General features: G+C 44.4%; 21 protein-coding genes and 1 pseudogene. 15 read left to right on the top strand and 7 right to left on the bottom strand.

Annotated elements, in window-relative coordinates; translation table 11 throughout:
- Nucleotides 1–62: 62 nt before the first annotated feature.
- The 5 genes from SSV_RS08915 to SSV_RS08895 form a co-directional block, all read right to left on the bottom strand.
- On the bottom strand, nt 63–1,004 hold the full coding sequence (locus SSV_RS08915; protein ID WP_002893579.1) for a PTS system mannose/fructose/sorbose family transporter subunit IID: 942 nt from the start codon (nt 1,002–1,004) through the stop codon (nt 63–65).
- Nucleotides 1,005–1,022: 18 nt separating this feature from the next.
- Complete coding sequence (locus SSV_RS08910; RefSeq protein WP_048773513.1) at nt 1,023–1,829, bottom strand: PTS mannose/fructose/sorbose transporter subunit IIC; 807 nt, start codon at nt 1,827–1,829, stop codon at nt 1,023–1,025.
- A gap of 42 nt (nt 1,830–1,871) precedes the next feature.
- Complete coding sequence (locus SSV_RS08905; protein WP_002893577.1) at nt 1,872–2,867, bottom strand: PTS sugar transporter subunit IIB; 996 nt, start codon at nt 2,865–2,867, stop codon at nt 1,872–1,874.
- 460 nt (nt 2,868–3,327) lie between these two features.
- Nucleotides 3,328–4,347: an alcohol dehydrogenase AdhP gene (adhP, locus tag SSV_RS08900; protein WP_072074518.1), complete on the bottom strand. Its 1,020-nt coding sequence runs from the start codon at nt 4,345–4,347 to the stop codon at nt 3,328–3,330.
- A 217-nt stretch (nt 4,348–4,564) separates the two neighbouring features.
- Nucleotides 4,565–5,377, bottom strand: a complete 813-nt coding sequence (locus SSV_RS08895; RefSeq protein ID WP_072074517.1) for a Cof-type HAD-IIB family hydrolase — start codon at nt 5,375–5,377, stop codon at nt 4,565–4,567.
- Between the two features lie 96 nt (nt 5,378–5,473).
- Between SSV_RS08895 and SSV_RS08890 the strand changes: the two genes are divergently transcribed.
- From SSV_RS08890 to lytR, 5 genes are all read left to right on the top strand, one after another.
- Nucleotides 5,474–6,103 (top strand): DUF1361 domain-containing protein, encoded by a 630-nt coding sequence (locus tag SSV_RS08890; RefSeq protein ID WP_080983547.1) that lies wholly within the window; start codon nt 5,474–5,476, stop codon nt 6,101–6,103.
- Between the two features lie 145 nt (nt 6,104–6,248).
- Nucleotides 6,249–7,670, top strand: coding sequence for an NCS2 family permease (locus tag SSV_RS08885; RefSeq protein ID WP_072074515.1), 1,422 nt, complete (start codon nt 6,249–6,251; stop codon nt 7,668–7,670).
- Between the two features lie 138 nt (nt 7,671–7,808).
- Nucleotides 7,809–8,249, top strand: coding sequence for a tRNA (adenosine(37)-N6)-threonylcarbamoyltransferase complex ATPase subunit type 1 TsaE (gene tsaE, locus SSV_RS08875; protein ID WP_072074514.1), 441 nt, complete (start codon nt 7,809–7,811; stop codon nt 8,247–8,249).
- On the top strand, nt 8,242–8,763 hold the full coding sequence (locus SSV_RS08870; RefSeq protein WP_072074513.1) for a GNAT family N-acetyltransferase: 522 nt from the start codon (nt 8,242–8,244) through the stop codon (nt 8,761–8,763). Before tsaE ends, SSV_RS08870 begins: the two co-directional genes overlap by 8 nt.
- A gap of 7 nt (nt 8,764–8,770) precedes the next feature.
- Entirely contained in the window at nt 8,771–10,009 is a 1,239-nt protein-coding gene (gene lytR, locus SSV_RS08865; RefSeq protein WP_072074512.1) for a glycopolymer--peptidoglycan transferase LytR, read from the top strand.
- 117 nt (nt 10,010–10,126) lie between these two features.
- Here the strand turns inward: lytR and SSV_RS08860 are convergent, their stop codons facing one another.
- Nucleotides 10,127–10,414: a hypothetical protein gene (locus SSV_RS08860; protein WP_002896907.1), complete on the bottom strand. Its 288-nt coding sequence runs from the start codon at nt 10,412–10,414 to the stop codon at nt 10,127–10,129.
- A 9-nt stretch (nt 10,415–10,423) separates the two neighbouring features.
- Complete coding sequence (locus tag SSV_RS08855) at nt 10,424–10,834, bottom strand: HIT family protein (RefSeq protein WP_072074511.1); 411 nt, start codon at nt 10,832–10,834, stop codon at nt 10,424–10,426.
- Nucleotides 10,835–10,902: 68 nt separating this feature from the next.
- Between SSV_RS08855 and SSV_RS08850 the strand changes: the two genes are divergently transcribed.
- The 10 genes and pseudogenes from SSV_RS08850 (at nt 10,903) to rbfA (ending at nt 20,098) form a co-directional block, all read left to right on the top strand.
- Nucleotides 10,903–11,634 carry an ABC transporter ATP-binding protein gene (locus SSV_RS08850; RefSeq protein ID WP_176693595.1) on the top strand — a complete coding sequence of 244 codons (732 nt, stop codon included), beginning with the start codon at nt 10,903–10,905 and terminating at the stop codon, nt 11,632–11,634.
- Nucleotides 11,631–12,677 carry an ABC transporter permease gene (locus tag SSV_RS08845; protein ID WP_072074509.1) on the top strand — a complete coding sequence of 349 codons (1,047 nt, stop codon included), beginning with the start codon at nt 11,631–11,633 and terminating at the stop codon, nt 12,675–12,677. Before SSV_RS08850 ends, SSV_RS08845 begins: the two co-directional genes overlap by 4 nt.
- 50 nt (nt 12,678–12,727) lie before the next feature.
- Nucleotides 12,728–13,522: a cell cycle regulator CcrZ gene (gene ccrZ, locus SSV_RS08840; protein ID WP_002893562.1), complete on the top strand. Its 795-nt coding sequence runs from the start codon at nt 12,728–12,730 to the stop codon at nt 13,520–13,522.
- Nucleotides 13,519–14,157 (top strand): tRNA (guanosine(46)-N7)-methyltransferase TrmB, encoded by a 639-nt coding sequence (gene trmB / locus SSV_RS08835; RefSeq protein ID WP_072074508.1) that lies wholly within the window; start codon nt 13,519–13,521, stop codon nt 14,155–14,157. The genes ccrZ and trmB overlap by 4 nt, the downstream gene beginning before the upstream one ends.
- Before the next feature lie 199 nt (nt 14,158–14,356).
- Entirely contained in the window at nt 14,357–14,845 is a 489-nt protein-coding gene (gene rimP / locus SSV_RS08830; protein ID WP_176693630.1) for a ribosome maturation factor RimP, read from the top strand.
- A 59-nt stretch (nt 14,846–14,904) separates the two neighbouring features.
- Nucleotides 14,905–16,003: pseudogene (gene nusA / locus SSV_RS08825) on the top strand (transcription termination factor NusA); the annotation flags it as partial.
- A 168-nt stretch (nt 16,004–16,171) separates the two neighbouring features.
- On the top strand, nt 16,172–16,468 hold the full coding sequence (gene rnpM / locus SSV_RS08820) for an RNase P modulator RnpM (RefSeq protein ID WP_002893558.1): 297 nt from the start codon (nt 16,172–16,174) through the stop codon (nt 16,466–16,468).
- Nucleotides 16,461–16,757 (top strand): YlxQ-related RNA-binding protein, encoded by a 297-nt coding sequence (locus tag SSV_RS08815; RefSeq protein WP_002893557.1) that lies wholly within the window; start codon nt 16,461–16,463, stop codon nt 16,755–16,757. Before rnpM ends, SSV_RS08815 begins: the two co-directional genes overlap by 8 nt.
- 19 nt (nt 16,758–16,776) lie before the next feature.
- On the top strand, nt 16,777–19,572 hold the full coding sequence (gene infB / locus SSV_RS08810; protein WP_072074505.1) for a translation initiation factor IF-2: 2,796 nt from the start codon (nt 16,777–16,779) through the stop codon (nt 19,570–19,572).
- A gap of 175 nt (nt 19,573–19,747) precedes the next feature.
- On the top strand, nt 19,748–20,098 hold the full coding sequence (rbfA, locus tag SSV_RS08805; RefSeq protein WP_002908941.1) for a 30S ribosome-binding factor RbfA: 351 nt from the start codon (nt 19,748–19,750) through the stop codon (nt 20,096–20,098).
- Nucleotides 20,099–20,304: the final 206 nt, after the last annotated feature.

The following is a 20,304-nucleotide window of genomic DNA, read 5'->3' as shown; positions in this document are numbered from 1 at the left end:
TCCCTTTTAAATAATATAGCTATTATACCACAATAAAAAGAAGGCCGAAACCTTCTTTTTGATTACATCAAACCAGCAACGTGAGCTAGTACACCAACTACAAAGAGGGCGATGATGATAGTGATAGGGGATACTTTCTTCTTAAGCAACCACATACAAGCGAAAGTTAGAAGCAGTCCCATCAAACCAGGAATCAAGGAATCCAAGTTTTGTTGGAAAGTTGTAACTTTTTCAGGGGTTTGAGATAGTCCTTGACCTACTTGAGCAAAGGCTTCTTGGATACCCTTATAGCCACTAGACAATTTGTCCCAATGGATATATGCTTTATCATCTAGCTTAACAGATGAAACGTTAAAGACAAACTTAATAGATACCCAGCGCTCAACCAGAACAGCCAAGATAAACATACCTAGAATTGAAGCACCTTTGGTAATGTCTTGGAGGATACCACCAGACATGTCTTTAGTGATTTCAGAACCAGCCTTGTATCCCAATTCTTGTGTGTACCAGAGGAAAGCCATCCGGATAGCATTCCAAGCTAAGAAGAAGATAAGTGGACCAATGATATTTCCAGTCAAAGCAAGAGATGCCCCAAGTGCTCCAAGGATAGGACGAACTGTGAACCAGAAGACAGGGTCTCCGATACCAGCCAGAGGTCCCATCATACCGATTTTAACCCCTTGGATAGCCGCATCGTCAATTGCTGCACCATTTGCTTTTTCTTCTTCAAGCGCAAGTGTAACTCCGATGATTGGAGCTGCAACATATGGGTGAGTGTTGAAGAATTCCAAGTGACGCTCAAGAGCAGCAGCTTGATCTTCTTTTTTAGTATAAAGTTTCTTAATAGCTGGAATCAGTGAATAAGCCCAGCCCAAGTTTTGCATACGTTCGTAGTTCCAAGAACCTTGCAAGAAAGTAGAACGCCACCAAACTTTTTGACGGTCAGCCTTTGAAAGAGTCAATTTTCCTGACTCATCAGGTTTTACAGTATTCAATTCTGTCATGATAGTGTGTCTCCTTTCTTAGTAGTCTTCTAGGATGTCGCCGATTGGATCGTTAGATGAAGCTGTTGCTCCGCCACCACCATTTCCGCCTTTTTTAGACAAGGCAAGGTAGATGAGGGCAATAGCGACACCGATTGCACCGAGGGCGATCAGAGTGAGTTCGCTGACAGCAGCCAAAGCGAAACCAATAGCGAAGAATGGCCATACTTCACGAGTTGCCATCATGTTGATAACCATGGCATAACCAACGGCTACGACCATACCACCACCGATTTGCATACCTTCTGATAGCCAAGCTGGCATAGCTTCAAGAGCAGCTTTAACAGACTCAGCAGGAATCATCAAAAGAAGTGCTGCAGGGATAGCAATACGTGCTCCTTGCATGAAGAGAGCGATAAAGTGAGCGCGTTCAACGCCTTTGATGTCGCCTTTTTTCGCAGCAGCATCTGCACCGTGAACCAAACCGACTGACAAAGTACGGACAATCATAGTCAAGAAGAGACCAGCAACAGCAAGTGGAATAGCAACACCTTGTGCTACAGCGATTCCTTTGCTTGAGAAGTCTCCACCCAGTACCATGATGATGGCAGCGGCAACAGAAGCGAGGGCAGCATCAGGTGCTACAGCAGCTCCGATATTAGCCCAGCCAAGAGCGATCAGCTGGAGAGAGCCACCAAGCATAACACCGGCTGCCAAATTACCAGTTACCAGTCCAATCAAGGTACAAGCAACCAGCGGTTGGTGGAATTGGAATTGGTCTAAGATACCTTCCAGACCAGCTAAGAAGGCAACAAAGACTACTAAAACCATAGAAATAATAGACATGTTCTAAATCCTTTCGTAATTTATAAAAGCGAACGTTTGATTTTACTGCACGTTGGCTTTCTTAATCAAATCAAACAAATCTTTTTTAGAGTCATTTGGTACTTTACGTACGTCGAATTCAACGCCAAGGTCACGAAGCTTTTCATAAGTGGCAACGTCTTCCTTATCCATTGACAGTACGTTGTTGACCATTGTTTTACCAGTTGAGTGAGCCATGGAACCAACATTAAGGGTCTTGATTGGCACACCGCCTTCAACAGCACGAAGGGCGTCTTGAGGAGTTTCAAACAGAATCAAGGCATGTGTGTTACCAAAGCGAGGGTCTTTTGAAACAGCAATCAATTTGTCGATTGGGACAACATTGGCTTTGACGTTACCTGGTGCAGCTTGCTTAATCAATTCTTTACGAAGTTCGTCTTGAGCTACTGAGTCAGAAGCAACGATAATACGATCTGCTTTTGAATCTGGCGTCCAAGCTGTTGCTACCTGACCGTGCAGCAAGCGTGTGTCAATCCGGGCAAGGTTGATTTTGAGCTTGCCGTCACCGATTACAGTCCCTTCAGGGATCGCTGCTTGGGCAACTGGAGCAGCTGCAGCAGGAGCATTTGCTTCTTCAGCAGCAGGATTCAGCTCTTCAGGCAGGGCTTTGACTCCTTCCTTGGCTTCTTTGATGATGTTAGCAACAACAGCTTCAACGCCGGCGTTGGCATCCATCATCCTTTCTGTATAAGCTTGAATCAGCATAGGCAGGTTCAAGCCTGTAATGATAGCGAACTTGCGGTCTGGATTTTCACCCATGACACGGCTAGCTTGGTTGAATGGAGAGCCACTCCAAAGGTCAGCCAAGACCAACACTTCATCGTCCGCATCAAACGAAGCCACAGCGTCATTGAACTTTGCATAGAGATCATCTGGTCCTTCGTTGGGCATGAAAGTTACAACTTGTACTTTTTCCTGCTCACCGAAAATCATAGAACCTGATTGATGAATACCAGCAGCAAATTCACCGTGGCTAGCAATAATGATTCCGATACTCATTATTGACATTCCTCCTTATAAAATGTTTGACTTAAGTTTTAAGAAAACTTTAAGGCAAGTTTATTATAAAACGTTTTCATGAAAAATGCAAGCGTTTGTTCCTAAAAACGACTTTTTCTTTCAAAAATGTCAGTATTTGCTGAAACCCTGATAAATATAGGTATAAGCAAACCTTAGTTATAGAAATGTTTTAATAAATTAGGAAAACAGAAATAAAATAGATTAATATATGAAAAACATTGAAATAATATGAAAGAGACTTTTGAAATGACAGAAGAGAATTTTGTTTGAGAAAGTGTTTATTTATCAAAAAAAGAAAGAGGAGGACCAAAGACAAAAAATCGCATCTTATGTCTTTAGTCTCCCTCTGTAATGGCAAAAGTTTCTAAATAATATCAAGTCTGTCCATCATAAGTTTCCAAGAGTTTAGTAAATGTTGGGACTGACATGCTTTAAAGGATTAGTGTGTGAAGTCAAGTACCATACGTCCCTGAATGGTACCCGCTTCCATTTCGTCAAAGACATCCACAGCATCTGAAACAGGGCGTTTTTGAACGATAGGAACCACTAATCCTTCAGCACCAAACTGGAAGGCTTCTTCCAAGTCCTTGCGAGTACCCACGAGGGAACCGATGACTTGGATACCATCTAAAACGGTTTTGACAATACTGAGGTCCATCATTTCAGATGGCAATCCAACGGCAACTACCCGACCGCCAGCACGAACAGAATCAACAGCTTGGTTGAAGGCAACTTTAGAAACAGCTGTTACTACTGCAGAATGCGCACCGCCAGTTTTTTCTTGGATAAGAGCAGCAACATCTTCAACTTCATGGCCGTTGATGACGATATCAGCACCAACTTCTTTGGCCAAAGCTAGTTTGTCATTGTTGATATCAACAGCGACAACATGGGCATTAAAGACTTTCTTGGCATATTGAACCGCTAGGTTACCCAAACCACCTGCTCCAAAGATTACTGTCCATTGGCCTGGCTGCAGCTGGGCTTCTTTGATTGCCTTGTAGGTAGTTACGCCGGCACAGGTGATAGAAGAAGCTTGGGCAGGATCCAGTCCTTCTGGAACTTTGACTGCATAATCAGCTGCTACGATACATTGCTCTGCCATCCCACCGTCAACGGAATAGCCAGCATTTTTTACTGTCCGGCAAAGGGTTTCGCGTCCAGTTGTACAGTATTCACAAGCACCGCAGCCTTCAAAGAACCAAGCGACACTGACGCGGTCTCCGACCTTGAGACTTTTTACATCTGGAGCGATTTCTTTGACAATACCGATACCTTCATGCCCAAGAACGCGGCCCGGTACCTTGCCAAAGTCGCCGTGTGCTACATGCAAATCAGTATGGCAGACACCGCAGTATTCAATGTCAACGAGAGCTTCCCCTGTTTCAAGAGGACGCATTTCTTTATTTTCGATGAGTTGGACATTGGTTCCCTCTGGATTTACAACGACTGCTTTCATAAGTAGTTTCCTCCTGTTATTTATTTTTTGATTATGTTAATTATATCACAAACTCAAACAAATGGCAAACGCTTATAATTTCAAGCAGAAGTAACCTTTAAAACTATGATACGGCGGATAAGCTCCGATTTTTAAAGCTTTTTGAGCCTGAAGATGATCGAGAGATGACAAAAAGAAAAGACAAACTCTCAAACAGAGTCTGTCTAATTGTCTACTTTTATAAAAAAAGTTTGTTGAGTTCGTGGGCGACGCCATCTTGGTCGTTAGTCAGAGATAACTGCTGGTCAGCGTAGGGCAGCAGGCCAGTATTGGCATTTTTCATGGCATAGCCAGTGCCAGCAAAGGAAAGCATCTCAGTATCATTTTGCTCATCACCAAAGGCAATCAGATTTTTACGGTCTACATTGAGAATATTAAGCAGGTACTGAAGGGCAAAGGCCTTATTGACACCCTTGGGAGCACACTCGAGGATGTTGAGTGGGCCGCCCCAAGAGTTGATAGAAAGTTCATGCTGGTAAAAAGCATTCATTTCCTCTGCCAGAGCATATTTGTCAGCTGCTCGTGTCTGCAGGAGAATGGCGTTAGGATTCTCCGTTACCAGATTGGCTTGAAACTGGTTTTCTGGCTTGAAAGCATCGATACCAAAGAGCTTGGGATCAGCGATTTCTTCGTTGGGATTGGTGATATAGAATTTATTGCGGTATTCGCCGGCAATGAAATCCGCTTCAATCTCATCCCTGCGCTTAACCATATCCAGCAGAAAGGACTTATCCAGCGTCAGCGATTTTTCAAAGTCCCATTTCTTTTCTGGAATGTGAGTCAAAGAGCCATTGAAGTTGATCATGGGCGTATTGAGCTCTAATTCTTTATAATATTTTAAAGCCATGCGGTAGGGCCGGCCTGTTGTGATAATGACCTTGTGGCCCTTTTGGGAAATTTTTTTGATGGTTTCTTTGGTGAAATCAGACAGATTGCTATTAGAGTCCAGCAAGGTTCCGTCCAAGTCCACAGCGATTACTTTTTTTGTCATGTGAGTCTCTTTTCAGTGATAATACAGACTATTATAACAGAATTCAGTGTAAATAACACGACTTATGTTATAATGGTGCTCTAATCAGTCACAATTATGACACAGCAAGGAGGAGCTTTTCGTATGCGTAAACCGATCATGATTCATGCTCTTTTTCTGATGATTGCCTTTTTTATCTATATCCAATCTCTAAACGGCGGTCCGACCTATCTCATCTGGAATATGACCTTGGCCTTAATCAGCTATGATGCAGCTGTCTTGACGCTTTTATTCAAGAAACAGAAGTGGATCTATCCTCTTCTTTTCCTGCTGTGGTTGCTTTTCTTCCCCAACACTTTCTATATGATTACTGATTTGATTCATATGACTTGGGTGACAGATGTTCTGAGTAAGCCAAGTGTTTTCCTGCTCTTTTTAGCTTTTGTTTCCAGTATTTTATTCGGGATTTTCTGTGGTATGGAGAGCTGGTATGTCATCAAGGAAGGCTGGAAGCTTAACTGGTATTTGGACTTATTGCTGACGGCAGCTCTGTCGGCTGTGTCCAGTTTGGCTATCTACATAGGACGTTATGATCGCCTCAATAGCTGGGATTTATTGCTTCATCCTCAGCTGGTTCTACAGAAGCTCTTGCAAACCTTGCAGCCTGATCGGATGCCATTCATTCTTGGTTTTACTTTTTTGCAGTTTATGAGTTTGGTATTTCTGATGAGAGATAATAAAAAATAAGAAAAGCGAGACATTCATCTTGAAAAAGTGAATGTTTTTTATTATAATTTAAACTATCGTTCGCAAATAAATGAAATTCAAGCTGTTTTTCTTTGTTATTGAACTAGATATTAGAAATTTTACTCAAAAGGAGATTTATTGAAAAATGGATAAATTTTTCAAACTGACCGAAAAAGGGACAGACATCCGGACAGAAGTTTTGGCGGGTCTGACGACTTTCTTTGCCATGTCCTACATTTTATTCGTCAATCCGGCCATGCTGGCTCAGACAGGTATGCCTAAGCAGGGTGTTTTTTTAGCTACGATTATCGGGGCTGTTGCGGGCACCTTAATGATGGCCTTCTTTGCCAACTTGCCTTATGCGCAGGCACCGGGCATGGGGTTGAATGCCTTTTTCACTTTTACGGTCGTCTTTGCCTTGGGCTACACTTGGCAGGAAGCCTTGGCTATGGTCTTTATCTGTGGGATTATTTCGCTTATTATCACTCTGACCAAGGTGCGTAAGATGATTATCGAGTCGATTCCAGGCTCCTTGCGAGCAGCTATTTCAGCTGGGATCGGAGTCTTTCTGGCTTATGTAGGTATTAAAAATGCCGGCTTGCTCAAGTTTTCAATCGATCCGGGCAATTATACAGTAGCTGGCAAGGGAGCAGATAAGGCCGCGGCAGCTATTACGGCTAATTCAGCAGCAACTCCAGGTCTGGTAGACTTTAACAATCCAGCGGTCATCGTAGCCTTGGTCGGTTTGGCTATCACAATCTTCTTTATCGTGAAAAATATCAAGGGTGGTGTTATCCTATCCATCCTGGTCACGACAGTTGTGGCTATTCTGGTTGGCTTGGTTGATTTGTCAGCTATTGACTTTGGGCAGAATAACATTGGCACTGCTGTTAGTGAATTGGGACAGATTTTTGGGGTCGCCGTAGGTCCGAAAGGTCTGGGAGCCCTTTTAGCAGATTCAGCTCGCTGGCCTCAGACGTGTATGGCCATTCTGGCTTTTTCATTGACAGATATTTTTGATACCATTGGTACCTTAATCGGTACAGGTGAAAAGGTCGGAATTGTGGCGACTTCTGGGGAAAACCATGAATCAGAAGGCTTGGATAAGGCGCTTTACTCGGACCTCATCGGAACCTCTATTGGCGCCATTGCTGGAACCTCTAACGTGACGACTTATGTGGAGTCTGCAGCTGGTATCGGAGCTGGAGGCCGAACAGGTCTGACCGCCTTGGTCGTAGCCATCTGTTTTGCGGTGTCAAGCTTCTTTAGCCCACTCTTGGCTATTGTTCCTAATGCTGCAACTGCACCGATTCTCATTATCGTGGGGATTATGATGCTGGCTAGTCTGAAAAATATCCATTGGGATGATATGGCGGAGGCCATTCCAGCTTTCTTTACTTCTATTTTTATGGGATTTGCCTATTCTATCACTCACGGGATAGCAGCTGGATTTATCACCTACACCTTGGTCAAAGTCTTCAAAGGTCAAGCCAAGGATGTGCATTCTATGATTTGGATTTTGGATCTTCTATTTATTTTGAATTTCGTAAATCTGGCTTTAAATTAGATTCAAATATTGTGATTTTTCCGGTATGTAGGGAAGTTTGGCTAAATTATATTTTTAGAATAAAAAATCGGCTTTTAAGGGCTGATTTTTCTTTTGCAAAATTAAGCAGAAAAAATTTTTTTCTGGTATAATAAGAGAATGTTTAGTCATAATGAGGAAGAATTAATCCAGTGGGGTCAGCGTCTGGGCACATTGCTTCAGGCGGGGGATGTACTGGTTTTAACGGGAGATTTAGGAGCAGGGAAGACAACCTTTACTAAGGGTCTGGCTCTAGGTTTGGGTATCAGTCAGATGATTAAAAGTCCAACCTATACCATTGTTCGGGAATACGAGGGTCGCTTGCCACTCTATCATCTGGATGTCTACCGCATCGGAGACGATCCAGACTCCATTGATTTGGATGACTTTCTCTTCGGGGAAGGCGTGACGGTCATTGAATGGGGGGAGCTGCTGGGAGAAAATCTACCTGAAGACTATCTCAAATTAAGCCTCTTGAAAAAGGAAGACGGGCGTGAATTGGTTTTTGAAGCCCAAGGAAAGCGAGCCCAAGAGCTACTTGAGGGACTGCAGAATGACTGAATATGAATTATGCTTGCGTGAAGCGGAAAAAACAGATGCTGCTGAGCTGATTGCTTTCCTCAATCAGGTCGGGTCTGAGTCAGATTATATGACGCTGGATGGGGCTGGAATTTTGATGAATCAGGAGGAGATGGCTTCATTCATTGAGCATCAGGCTGCTTCTAGTAATCAGCTTTATTTGTTGGCGCTTTTAAATGGTGAGATTGCTGGCCTTGTCAGCATCACAGCCGATTTCCATGAGCGAATCCGCCATATTGGTCAAGTCTTTGTTGTAGTGAAGAAAGCTTTCTGGAATCAAGGACTGGGACGCATATTGCTGGAAGAGGCATTGACTTGGGCAGAAGATTCTCAAGTTATTCGACGTTTGGAATTGAGTGTTCAGGTTAGAAATGAACGAGCGGTTCATCTCTATAAAGATTTAGGATTTGAAATTGAAGGCTTACAAAAAAGAGGAGCCTATTTAAAAGAAGGGATATTTCTTGATGTTTACCTGATGGGTAAACTGATAGACTAAAAAAGATATGTTTAAAAAGATTATAATGATGTTTCTCAGCCTCCTTGTCGTAACGACAGCTGGTATCGGTACTTATGCATGGACGATTTATGGTCAGTCGACAGATGAACTGTCCAAGACTTATAAGGGCTTGGGAAATGAGACGGATGTCATTTCTGCGACTAAGCCCATGACCATCTTGCTGATGGGGGTGGATACAGGAAGCGGCTCCCGCGAGGATACTTGGGTTGGGAACAGTGATACTATGATTCTCTTGAGTGTCAACCCAAAGACCAAGAAAACAGTCATGATGAGTTTAGAACGTGATATTCTGACTCAGATTGATGAAAATGGTCAGACAGTTGAAGCCAAGCTGAATGCTGCCTATGCGACTGGCGGAGCAGAGTTAGCCATTTCGACCATTGAGGGCTTGATGAATATCCACATTGACCGCTATGTGATGATCAATATGCAGGGCTTGGTTCAGTTAGTAGACGCAGTAGGTGGTATTGAGGTCAATAATACCTTTGACTTCCCAATTTCTATTGAGGATAATGAGCCTGAGTATACTGCCAAGGTTGAGCCAGGCAAGCAAACTATCAATGGTGATCAGGCGCTGGTCTATGCCCGCATGCGCTATCAGGATCCAGAGGGGGACTATGGCCGCCAAAAGCGTCAACGTGAAGTAATTAAGAAAGTGGTTGAAAAAGTTCTCAGTCTCAACAGTGTCAGCCATTATCAGGCTATTTTAAAAGCTGTCAGCAGCAATATGCAGACCAATATCGCGCTTGATTCAAAAAGCATTCCCCAACTGCTAGGCTATCAGGATGCCTTTAAGAATATTAAGTCTGAGCAGTTGCGTGGAGAAGATGCGACCTTGCCTGACGGTGGAAGCTATCAGCTGGTGACGTCAGAGCATTTGCTGAGCATGCAGAATCTAATCCGCAAGTCTCTGGGCTTGGACAAAGTCAAGAGTCTGAAGACCAATGCTGTTCTCTATGAAGATATTATGGGCGGCAACAGTCTAAGAAGCAGCAATAGCAGCAGTGCGTCTAGCAGTACAGAAAACAACAGCAACTACGAGACTCCTTATAGTCAGCCAACTTATAATAATGGCTATGAGAATTACTCTTATCCGACGACAGATGCAACAGTTGGAACTACGAATACGACCCCAGTTGCTCCAGCGGCTTCCTCCGCCCCAGCGGCAGATGTCAGTGTCAGCACCCCGCAAAGTCAGCCAATAGTCAATACGGCTACAGAGTAAAAAAAGTTAAATATAAAAAGAGGCCGGGACAAAATGTCTCGGTCTCTTTTGGTTGGAAAGCCCTTGACGCGGTGGCTGATTGGAATTATTGTTCCCCTATCATACACCTTTTCTCTATCAAGACTCATACTTTTCCCAGATGTCTTTGACTTGCTGGATCTGCACTTGAGCTTGATTTTCAAGGACTTTATATTTATAAGTAAGATCTTGAGCGATGTCTTTGACTTGCTCTTTTTGCTCTTGAATGATGGCAATATTTCGTTGGATATTGGCTAGACTGTCCTTTACTTTGTCAAGGCTATCTGTTGTTTCAATGATTTCTTCTTGGATTTTTTGACGGTTTTCAACTAGCTTGTAGCTAGCTGCTGCGGCACCAATAAATAGGAAAATATTTGAAAGTTTCATATTCCCTCCTTAAGCTTGCGCAATCTTCTCAGCTAATTTGGCCAGAGCTGGAAAGTCTGGTTCGTGGGCGTCGAAAGTAATCTTGAGGTCATCTGCATTACTATAGCGCGGTGCCAAATGCACATGGGTGTGAAAGACAGTTTGTCCAGCAATTTCTTCGTTGTTGTTGATAATATTCATACCAGCTGCGCCTGTGGCTTTCATCACCTTACGGGCAATGTCAGGTACGCGAGCGAAGAGCTGACTGGTGCTGTCTGCATCCATATCCAGCACATTTCGGAAATGCTCTTTAGGGACAACCAAGGTATGACCTGGTGTTACCTGGGAAATATCCAGAAAAGCAAGGACTTTCTCGTCTTCATAGACTTTAGAAGAAGGAATTTCTCCGGCAATAATTTTACAAAAAATACAATCAGCCATAAATGGTACCTCTATTCGCTAGATTTTGTTATAATATAAGAACCATTATACCAGAATTCGGAGAAAATATGTTAGAAATCAAAGAGCTTACGGGCGGCTATGTTAATATCCCGGTTTTAAAGGATGTCAGCTTTGAAGTGGGCAACGGCCAGCTGATTGGCCTGATTGGTCTCAACGGTGCGGGTAAATCCACGACTATCAATGAGATTATCGGTCTTTTGACGCCTTATAAGGGGCAGATTCAAATTGATGGGCTGGAGCTGCGGACTAATCCTAGTGATTACCGCAAGAAGATCGGTTTTATTCCGGAAACGCCTAGTCTCTACGAAGAATTGACCCTGCGCGAGCACATTGAGACAGTAGCTATGGCATACGACATTGAGCAGGAGACAGCTTTTAAACGCGTGGATAAGCTACTGGAAATGTTCCGACTCAAGGAAAAACTGGATTGGTTCCCTGTTCACTTTTCAAAGGGGATGAAGCAAAAAGTGATGATTATCTGTGCTTTTGTAGTTGATCCCAGCCTTTTTATTGTAGATGAGCCTTTTCTGGGTCTGGATCCGGTAGCGATTGCAGACCTTATCCAGCTCTTGGATGATGAGAAGAAGAAGGGCAAGTCCATTCTGATGAGTACCCATGTCCTGGACTCTGCCGAGAAGATGTGTGATAGTTTTGTAATTCTGCACAAGGGTCAAGTGCGGGCAAAGGGCAGCTTGACTGAGTTGCGTGCTCAATTTCAAATGCCGGATGCTAGTCTGAATGACATCTATCTAGCCCTGACAGAAGAGGCAGCGCTATGAAAGAATTATTTGCCAAACGAAAGCAGGATTTTCGTCAGCAGTGTCTGAAATACCTGCGTTATGTTTTTAATGATCATTTCGTGCTCTTTTTGCTGATTTTTATGGGATTTTTAGGTGTTCAATACAGTAAGCTTTTGCGGCATTTTCCGACTAATCACCTACCCATTATTGCTAGTTTGGTTATTCTATCGGTCTTTATCCTGCCTTTTGGACGGATTGCGACCTATCTGGAGAAGCCGGATGCCCTCTTTCTTCTGGTCAGAGAAGCAGAAGTCAGAGCTTTTATCAAGGCTCAGATTCTACGTTCCTACCTTTTGTACGCAGTCTTACAGACTGGGCTATTGCTACTGTTAGCACCGCTTTTTCTAGCTCTGGGATTGCCTGTTTGGGGCTTCGGGCTCTACTGCCTCCTTATGCTAGTCTTAAAATGGTTTTTGTTTCAGGCTAAGGCTAAGAAGTTCTTTACTGAAAATGGTTTAGATTGGCAGGTTCTGGTGGCTTATGAAGCTGCTCGAAAGCAGACGATTCTGCGCTTCTTTGCTCTCTTTACAAATGTTAAAGGCATTTCAAACAGTGTCAAGCGCCGAGCCTATCTGGATGGTTTGACGAGGCTTGTGGGCAAGCAGCATAACAAGACCTGGCAGAATCTCTTTTTGCGTTCTTACTTGCGAAATGGAGACTTCTTTGCTCTAACCTTAAGACTGCTCTTTTTGGCTCTTTTGGCCTTGATTTTTGTCAGTCAAGCTTGGATTGCTACAGCTTTTGCGGTCTTGTTCAATTACCTCTTGCTCTTCCAGCTGACGGCCTTGTATGAAGCTTTTGACTATCAGTTTTTGACCCAGCTTTTTCCGATAGAAAGAGGGGAAAAGCTGAAGGGAGCAAGACAAATTATCACATCTATTGGCAGCAGTGTCCTTTTGGGTGAAGTGATGACTGCTTTGCTATTTCTCCAAGACAAGACAGCAGTGCTGGCCATGCTGGGAGCGACTGCCCTACTCTATCTGTTCTATCTGCCGTTTAAGTTACGGAGATTGGTTGACTAAAAGAGGTAAAACTAGTAAAATGATAAAGAAACTTTTTACGGAGGGGAAACATGGACTTGGTTGATAACGAGCTGACCCTGACACCGATAGCTGGTAAGAGCGGAAAGGCCTATATGGGGACTTATCCGGACGGGGGGCGCGTTTTCGTCAAGATGAATACAACCCCTATCTTAGCAGGCTTAGCTCGAGAACAAATCGCACCGCAGCTTTTGTGGAGCCGCCGGATGCCGGACGGCAACGTAATGAGTGGACAGGAGTGGCTTTCAGGCACTATTCTGACCCCAAATGATATGTCCAAAAAGCAGGTAATCAATATTTTGACTCGGCTGCATCGCTCGCGCCCGTTGATGACGCAGCTGACCAAGCTGGGCTATACACTGGAAACGCCAACTGATTTGCTAAATGCTTGGCTCAATCAAGTGCCGCTTGCTTTGAGGAATAATCAATATCTGCAATCAGTAATCCGCGACCTACGCCAGACTGTACCAGCCTTTCGTGAGGACTATGCGACCATCGTTCATGGAGATGTGCGCCACAGCAACTGGGTGGAGACCGACAGCGGGCTTATTTACTTAGTGGATTGGGATTCTGTGCGCCTGACAGACAGGATGATGGATGTAGCACATATTTTGAGCCATTATGTGCCTGATTCAGGTTGGCAAGAGTGGCTGAGCGCTTATGGTTATAAGTATAATCAGACTGTTTTCAATAAGCTATACTGGTTTGGTCAGTATTCTTATCTGATGCAGATTGCCAAATACTATGAAAACAATGATTTAGAAAATGTGAACCGGGAGATTTACGCATTACGAAACTTCCGTTCCAAATACGGAAGAGGACAATGAGAGTAAGGAATCGTAAGGGAGCGACGGAACTGCTGGAGGCGCATCCCCAGTATGTGATTTTGAATCCAGCAGACGCCAAGGGCAGATGGCAGGAGATTTTTGGCAATAACCATCCTATTCATGTAGAGGTTGGCAGCGGTAAAGGAGCTTTTGTATCCGGCATGGCCAAGGCCAATCCTGAGATCAACTACATCGGGATTGATATCCAGAAATCGGTTCTCAGCTATGCCTTGGACAAGGTGCTGGCAACGGCTGTGCCTAATATCAAGCTTCTCTGGGTGGACGGTTCGGATCTGACTGATTATTTTGAAGAGGGCGAGATTGACCGCCTCTATCTGAACTTCTCAGATCCTTGGCCTAAGAAACGTCATGAAAAACGCCGTCTGACCTATCAGTCCTTTCTGGCGACCTATCAGCAGATTTTGCCGGAAAATGGAGAAATCCACTTCAAAACGGACAACCGCGGTCTTTTTGAGTATAGCCTAGTAAGCTTTTCTCAGTATGGTATGAAGTTAAAGGGCGTGTGGTTAGATTTCCATGCCAGCGACTTTGAAGACAATGTCCTGACTGAGTATGAGCAGAAATTTGCTAACAAAGGACAAGTCATCTACCGGGTGGAAGCAGTATTTGAATAAGAAAGAGTCTTCGAGGAAATGCTCCTTGAAGACTTTATTATTAGAAAAGAATTTTGCTTAAGAATAAGAGTGCTTTAAGTAAAATTCCGTCTTAACAAGCTTGCATGGCACATTTCCCTTGCATTCTGGGACTTGTCGTGCTATAATACTAGTAATGAATAAGGAAAGAGAGGCGAGGAAGTATCTTCGCCTCTTATCTGTGAGGAGGTGTCGTCATATCGCAACGATTGTTGAATTGGTGAGGGAGGTTATTGAACCAGCCATTCTGGCCCCCTATGAATTAGTCGATATTGAGTACGGAAAGATGGGCGGAGACTACGTTCTAAGTGTCTTTGTAGATAAGCCTGAAGGTATTACGGTCAATGATACAGCGGATTTGACGGATATTATCAGTCCGCTCTTGGATCAAATCAAGCCAGATCCTTTCCCGGAACAGTATTTTCTGGAAGTGACCAGTCCAGGCTTGGAGCGCCCGCTCAAGACCATGGAACAGCTAGCTGGTGCAGTCGGCAGTTATATCCATGTCAGTCTCTATAAGGCTGTTGACAAGCAGAAGGTCTTTGAAGGCACCTTGCTGAGCTTTGAAGAGGATGTTCTGCACATGGAATATCTGGACAAGACTCGCAGAAAAGAAGTCGAAATTCCCTACAGTCTGGTTTCCAAAGCCAGATTAGCCGTTAAGTTTTAGCCGAAGAAGCAATATAGAAAAGAAAGGAACACTTTTGTTTCGACAAAAGTCACATGAAAATGAGTAAAGAAATGCTAGAGGCCTTCCGTATTTTGGAAGAAGACAAAGGAATCAAGAAAGAAGATATCATTGACGCAGTGACTGAGTCACTCCGCTCAGCCTATCGTCGCCGCTATGGTCAGGCAGACAGCGCAGCCATTGAGTTTGACGAAAAGTCAGGAGATTTCCGTGTCTATACTGTTCGCGAAGTCGTGGACGAGGTCTTTGACAGCCGTTTGGAAATCAGTCTCAAAGATGCCTTGGCTATCAGTTCAGCCTATGAGTTGGGAGATAAGATCAAGTTTGAAGAAGCACCAGCTGAATTTGGCCGGGTCGCTGCTCAGTCTGCCAAGCAAACCATCATGGAAAAGATGCGCAAGCAGACCCGAGCAATCACCTACAATACCTACAAAGAACATGAAAATGAAATCATGTCAGGAACGGTGGAGCGCTTTGACAATCGCTTTATCTATGTCAATCTTGGTAGCATTGAAGCGCAGCTATCGAAGCAAGACCAGATTCCTGGTGAGGTCTTTGCCTCTCATGATCGCATCGAAGTCTTTGTCTACAAGGTAGAAGACAATCCTCGCGGTGTCAATGTCTTTGTCAGCCGCAGCCATCCAGAAATGATCAAGCGCTTGATGGAGCAGGAAATCCCTGAAGTTTATGACGGAACTGTAGAAATCATGAGCGTATCGCGGGAAGCGGGCGATCGGACCAAGGTAGCGGTTCGTAGCCACAACCCTAATGTGGATGCCATCGGAACAATCGTCGGACGCGGTGGAGCCAATATCAAGAAAATTACGAGCAAGTTCCATCCTGCCAAATATGATCCCAAGAGCGGCCGTATGGTACCGACTGAAGAAAATATCGACGTCATCGAGTGGGTAGCAGATCCAGCTGAATTTATCTACAATGCTATTGCTCCTGCCGAGGTTGACCAAGTTATCTTTAACGAAGAAGATAACAAGCGGGCCTTGGTTGTCGTACCGGACAACAAGCTTTCTCTGGCTATCGGCCGTCGCGGACAGAACGTACGCTTGGCAGCTCATTTGACAGGCTTTAGAATCGATATCAAGTCTGCCACAGAGTTTGAAGAAATGGAAGCAGCCAATGAACTGGGCGGATTTGCTCAGGAAGCTGAAGAAATTCTTGCGGATGCAGCTGTTCTAGAGACAGAAGTTTCAACAGCAGAAGCAACAGACTTTGACGCAGCTGCGGAGGAAACTGTACTAGAAACAGTTGGTTTAGAAAGCGAAGCTGAAGAACTAGATTAAGGGGGCTGGAATGGCAAAAACAAGAAAAATCCCTTTAAGAAAATCAGTGGTGTCCAACGAAGTGATTGACAAACGCGATTTATTGCGGATTGTCAAGAACAAGGAAGGTCAAGTCTTTATCGATCCGACAGGCAAGGCCAACGGCCGTGGGGCTTATATCAAGCTGGATAATCAGGAAGCCCTTCAAGCTAAGAAGAAGCGGGTCTTTAACCGCAGCTTCAGTATGGAAGTTGATGAGGCTTTCTATGATGAGTTAATCGCTTATGTCGATCATAAGGTCAAAAGAAGAGAGTTAGGTCTTGAATAAAGAGAAACTTGCAAATTTGCTGGGACTGGCTCAGCGGGCTGGCCGCATCATTTCTGGTGAAGAGCTGACCGTTAAGGCTATTCAGGAGGGAAAAGCACATCTGGTCTTTTTGGCCCAGGATGCAGCTCCTAATCTCAGCAAGAAAATCACTGATAAAAGTCGTTACTACCAAGTAGAAGTATCAACCGTGTTTTCAACACTGGAATTAAGCTCTGCCATTGGTAAGGCCAGAAAAGTGCTCGCCGTGACAGATGCTGGTTTTACAAAGAAAATGAGGTCTCTTATGTAATAGAAGAGGAGGACAAGATTTGTCTAAAGTAAGATTGTATGAAATCGCCAAAGAACTGGGAAAAGAAAGCAAGGAGGTAGTGGCTCGTGCTAAGGAGCTGGGATTCGATGTCAAAAGTCATTCATCCAGTGTAGAAGCTGACGCTAGTGAGCGAATCAAGTCCAGCTTTACGAAAAAAGCAGCCGCACCTCAAGCTACTGCAGAAAAGCCTGCAGCAGCTCAGCCATCACCGCAAAAAACTCCTGCCAAAGAGGCGGCACCAGTCAAGGCAGAACAGACAGAAGCAAAAGCAGCTGCTAAGCCAGAAGCGAAAGCAGAAATGGTAGCGCCTGTCAAGCGCCCGCAAAGCCGGAACTTTAAGGCAGAGCGTGAAGCGAGAGCCAAAGAAGAGGCAGAACGTCGGAAGCAGCAAGGCAACCGCAAACCACAAAACAAAGAGCAAGGCAAGCGTGAGGATCGCGATAATCGAAATAAGAATCGCGGAAACCGCAACGACCGAGATAGGGGCAATCGTCCAAATGACCGTCGCGATAATCGTGGTCAAGATGGCCGCCGCAATGGTCAGAATCAGCAAGGATTTAACGGTCAAAACCGTCAACAGCCTCAAGGACCGAAGATTGACTTTAAGGCTCGGGCAGCAGCTTTGAAAGCAGAGCAGAATGCTGAATACGCTCGCTCCAGCGAGGAACGCTTTAAGCAAGCTCAGGAGGCAAAAGAAGTTATGGAACGGCAAAACCGCCGCAAGGAGCAGCCTAAGGCAGAAGCAAGTGCACCAGTTCAGCCTGCACCAGCTCCATCTGCTCCAGCAGCGAATCCAAGCCCAGCGCCAGCCGCTGTGGATACGCGTCGTAAGAAGCAAGCTCGACCAGATAAGAAGCGCGATGATTTTGATCGCGAAGAAGAAGGTCCAAGAAAACAACAAAAGAATCGAAGCAGTCAAAATCAAGTGAGAAATCAAAGAAATAGTAATTGGAATAAAAACAAGAAAAATAAAAAAGGAAAGGGCAACCACAATCAGGCGCCAAAACCTGTTACAGAACGTAAGTTCCATGAGTTGCCAACTGAATTTGAATATACAGACGGAATGACCGTTGCAGAAATTGCAAAACGGATCAAGCGCGAGCCAGCTGAAATTGTTAAGAAGCTCTTTATGATGGGCGTGATGGCAACGCAAAACCAATCTCTTGACGGCGATACTATTGAGCTCCTCATGGTGGACTACGGTATCGAGGCTAAGAAGAAGGTGGAAGTTGACACAGCTGACATTGAGCGCTTCTTCGTAGAAGAAGGTTATATCAACCAAGATGCCTTGGTAGAGCGTCCGCCAGTTGTCACCATCATGGGACACGTTGACCATGGTAAAACAACCCTCTTGGATACCCTGCGTAACTCTCGCGTAGCAACAGGTGAAGCAGGTGGTATCACTCAGCACATCGGTGCTTACCAGATCGAGGAAAGCGGCAAGAAGATTACTTTCTTGGATACGCCTGGACACGCGGCCTTTACTTCTATGCGGGCCCGCGGTGCCTCTGTTACGGATATCACTATCCTGGTCGTTGCAGCTGATGACGGTGTTATGCCGCAAACGATCGAAGCTATCAACCATTCCAAAGCCGCTGATGTCCCAATCATCGTAGCTATCAACAAGATTGATAAGCCAGGAGCGAATCCTGAGCGCGTGATCGGTGAATTGGCTGAGCATGGTGTCATGTCAACAGCTTGGGGCGGAGATTCTGAATTTGTAGAAATCTCAGCGAAATTCAATCAAAATATTGACAGCTTGTTGGAAACAGTCCTCTTGGTGGCAGAAATCCAAGAACTCAAGGCAGATCCGACTGTTCGAGCGATTGGTACAGTTATCGAAGCCCGTTTGGATAAAGGAAAAGGTGCGGTTGCAACCTTGCTTGTTCAGCAGGGAACTCTGAATGTGCAGGATCCAATCGTTGTTGGTAATACCTTCGGTCGGGTTCGGGCTATGACCAATGACCTGGGCCGTCGCGTGAAGGTGGCGGGACCATCTACACCGGTTTCTATCACTGGTCTCAATGAAACTCCGATGGCTGGTGACCACTTTGCGGTTTATGAAGATGAAAAAGCTGCACGTGCAGCCGGTGAAGAACGTGCCAAACGTGCCCTTCTTAAGCAGCGTCAAGCTACTCACCGCGTCAGTCTGGAAAATCTCTTTGATACCCTCAAAGCTGGTGAAGTTAAGTCTGTCAATGTTATCATCAAGGCTGATGTACAAGGTTCAGTAGAAGCTCTGTCTGCTTCCCTACAGAAGATTGAAGTTGAAGGCGTTAAGATTACCATTGTTCACTCAGCGGTTGGTGCTATCAATGAATCTGACGTGACACTGGCAGAAGCCTCAAATGCCTTCATCATCGGATTTAACGTTCGTCCTACATCTCAAGCTCGCCAACAGGCAGAAGCTGATGATGTCGAAATCCGTCTCCACAGCATTATCTACAAGGTTATTGAGGAAATGGAAGATGCCATGAAGGGAATGCTGGATCCAGAATACGAAGAAAAAATCATCGGGGAAGCTCTTATCCGCGAGACCTTCAAGGTTTCCAAGGTTGGTACTATCGGTGGATTTATGGTTATCAATGGTAAAGTGACCCGTGATTCCAAGGTTCGTGTTATCCGTGACGGCGTCGTGATTTACGATGGTGAGCTTGCTAGCCTCAAGCACTTCAAGGATGATGTTAAGGAAGTTACTAACGGCCGCGAAGGCGGACTCATGATTGATGGCTACAATGACATCCAAGTAGATGACACGATTGAAGCCTACATCATGGAAGAAATTAAGAAATAAGATAAGAAGTCCGTTAAAAACTCGTAGTGAAATCATTTTTGGTGAAAGTCTATATTTTTAGTCTCGCATCTTTTTCACAAAGAGTTTAGATCGAATTTCATTCATTAAAACTAAAATATAAGCTAGGCCTAGCCTAGCTTATATTGCAGAAAAGAAAAATTAGAAAGGAAATTTCATGGCAAATAATTTTCGTACAGACCGTGTAGGCATGGAAATCAAGCGCGAAGTCAATGAAATCTTGCAGAAGAAAGTTCGTGACCCGCGTGTTCAAGGTGTGACCATTACCGATGTCCAAATGCTGGGCGACCTATCCATGGCCAAGGTCTACTACACGATTATGAGCAATCTGGCCTCTGATAATCAAAAAGCTCAAACCGGTCTGGAAAAAGCGACCGGTACCATCAAACGAGAGCTGGGTCACAATCTGAAGATGTACAAGATTCCAGATTTGACCTTTGTCAAGGACGAATCCATCGAGTATGGCAATAAAATCGACCAGATGCTGCGCGATTTAGATAAAAAATAAAGTAGAAACTCAGCTATCATGGCTGGGTTTTCTGTTTTTTAATTTAATATAACAATTTTTCGCAAAAATAGGTATATACCATTTACAAATAAAAAAGAAAGAGTTATAATATAGTCAAGAAAACTCAGAGATTCAAAAGCGGGAGTTAGAAAGCAGCTATAGAAAGATGCTAGCTCTATCACAGAATTCCGCTTTGAATGGCAGAG

Source organism: Streptococcus sanguinis (genome assembly GCF_001078705.1).
Lineage (GTDB): Bacteria > Bacillota > Bacilli > Lactobacillales > Streptococcaceae > Streptococcus > Streptococcus sanguinis_D.
Note: the sequence above shows the minus strand (reverse complement) of the source record. Positions and strands in the feature narration are given on the sequence as shown.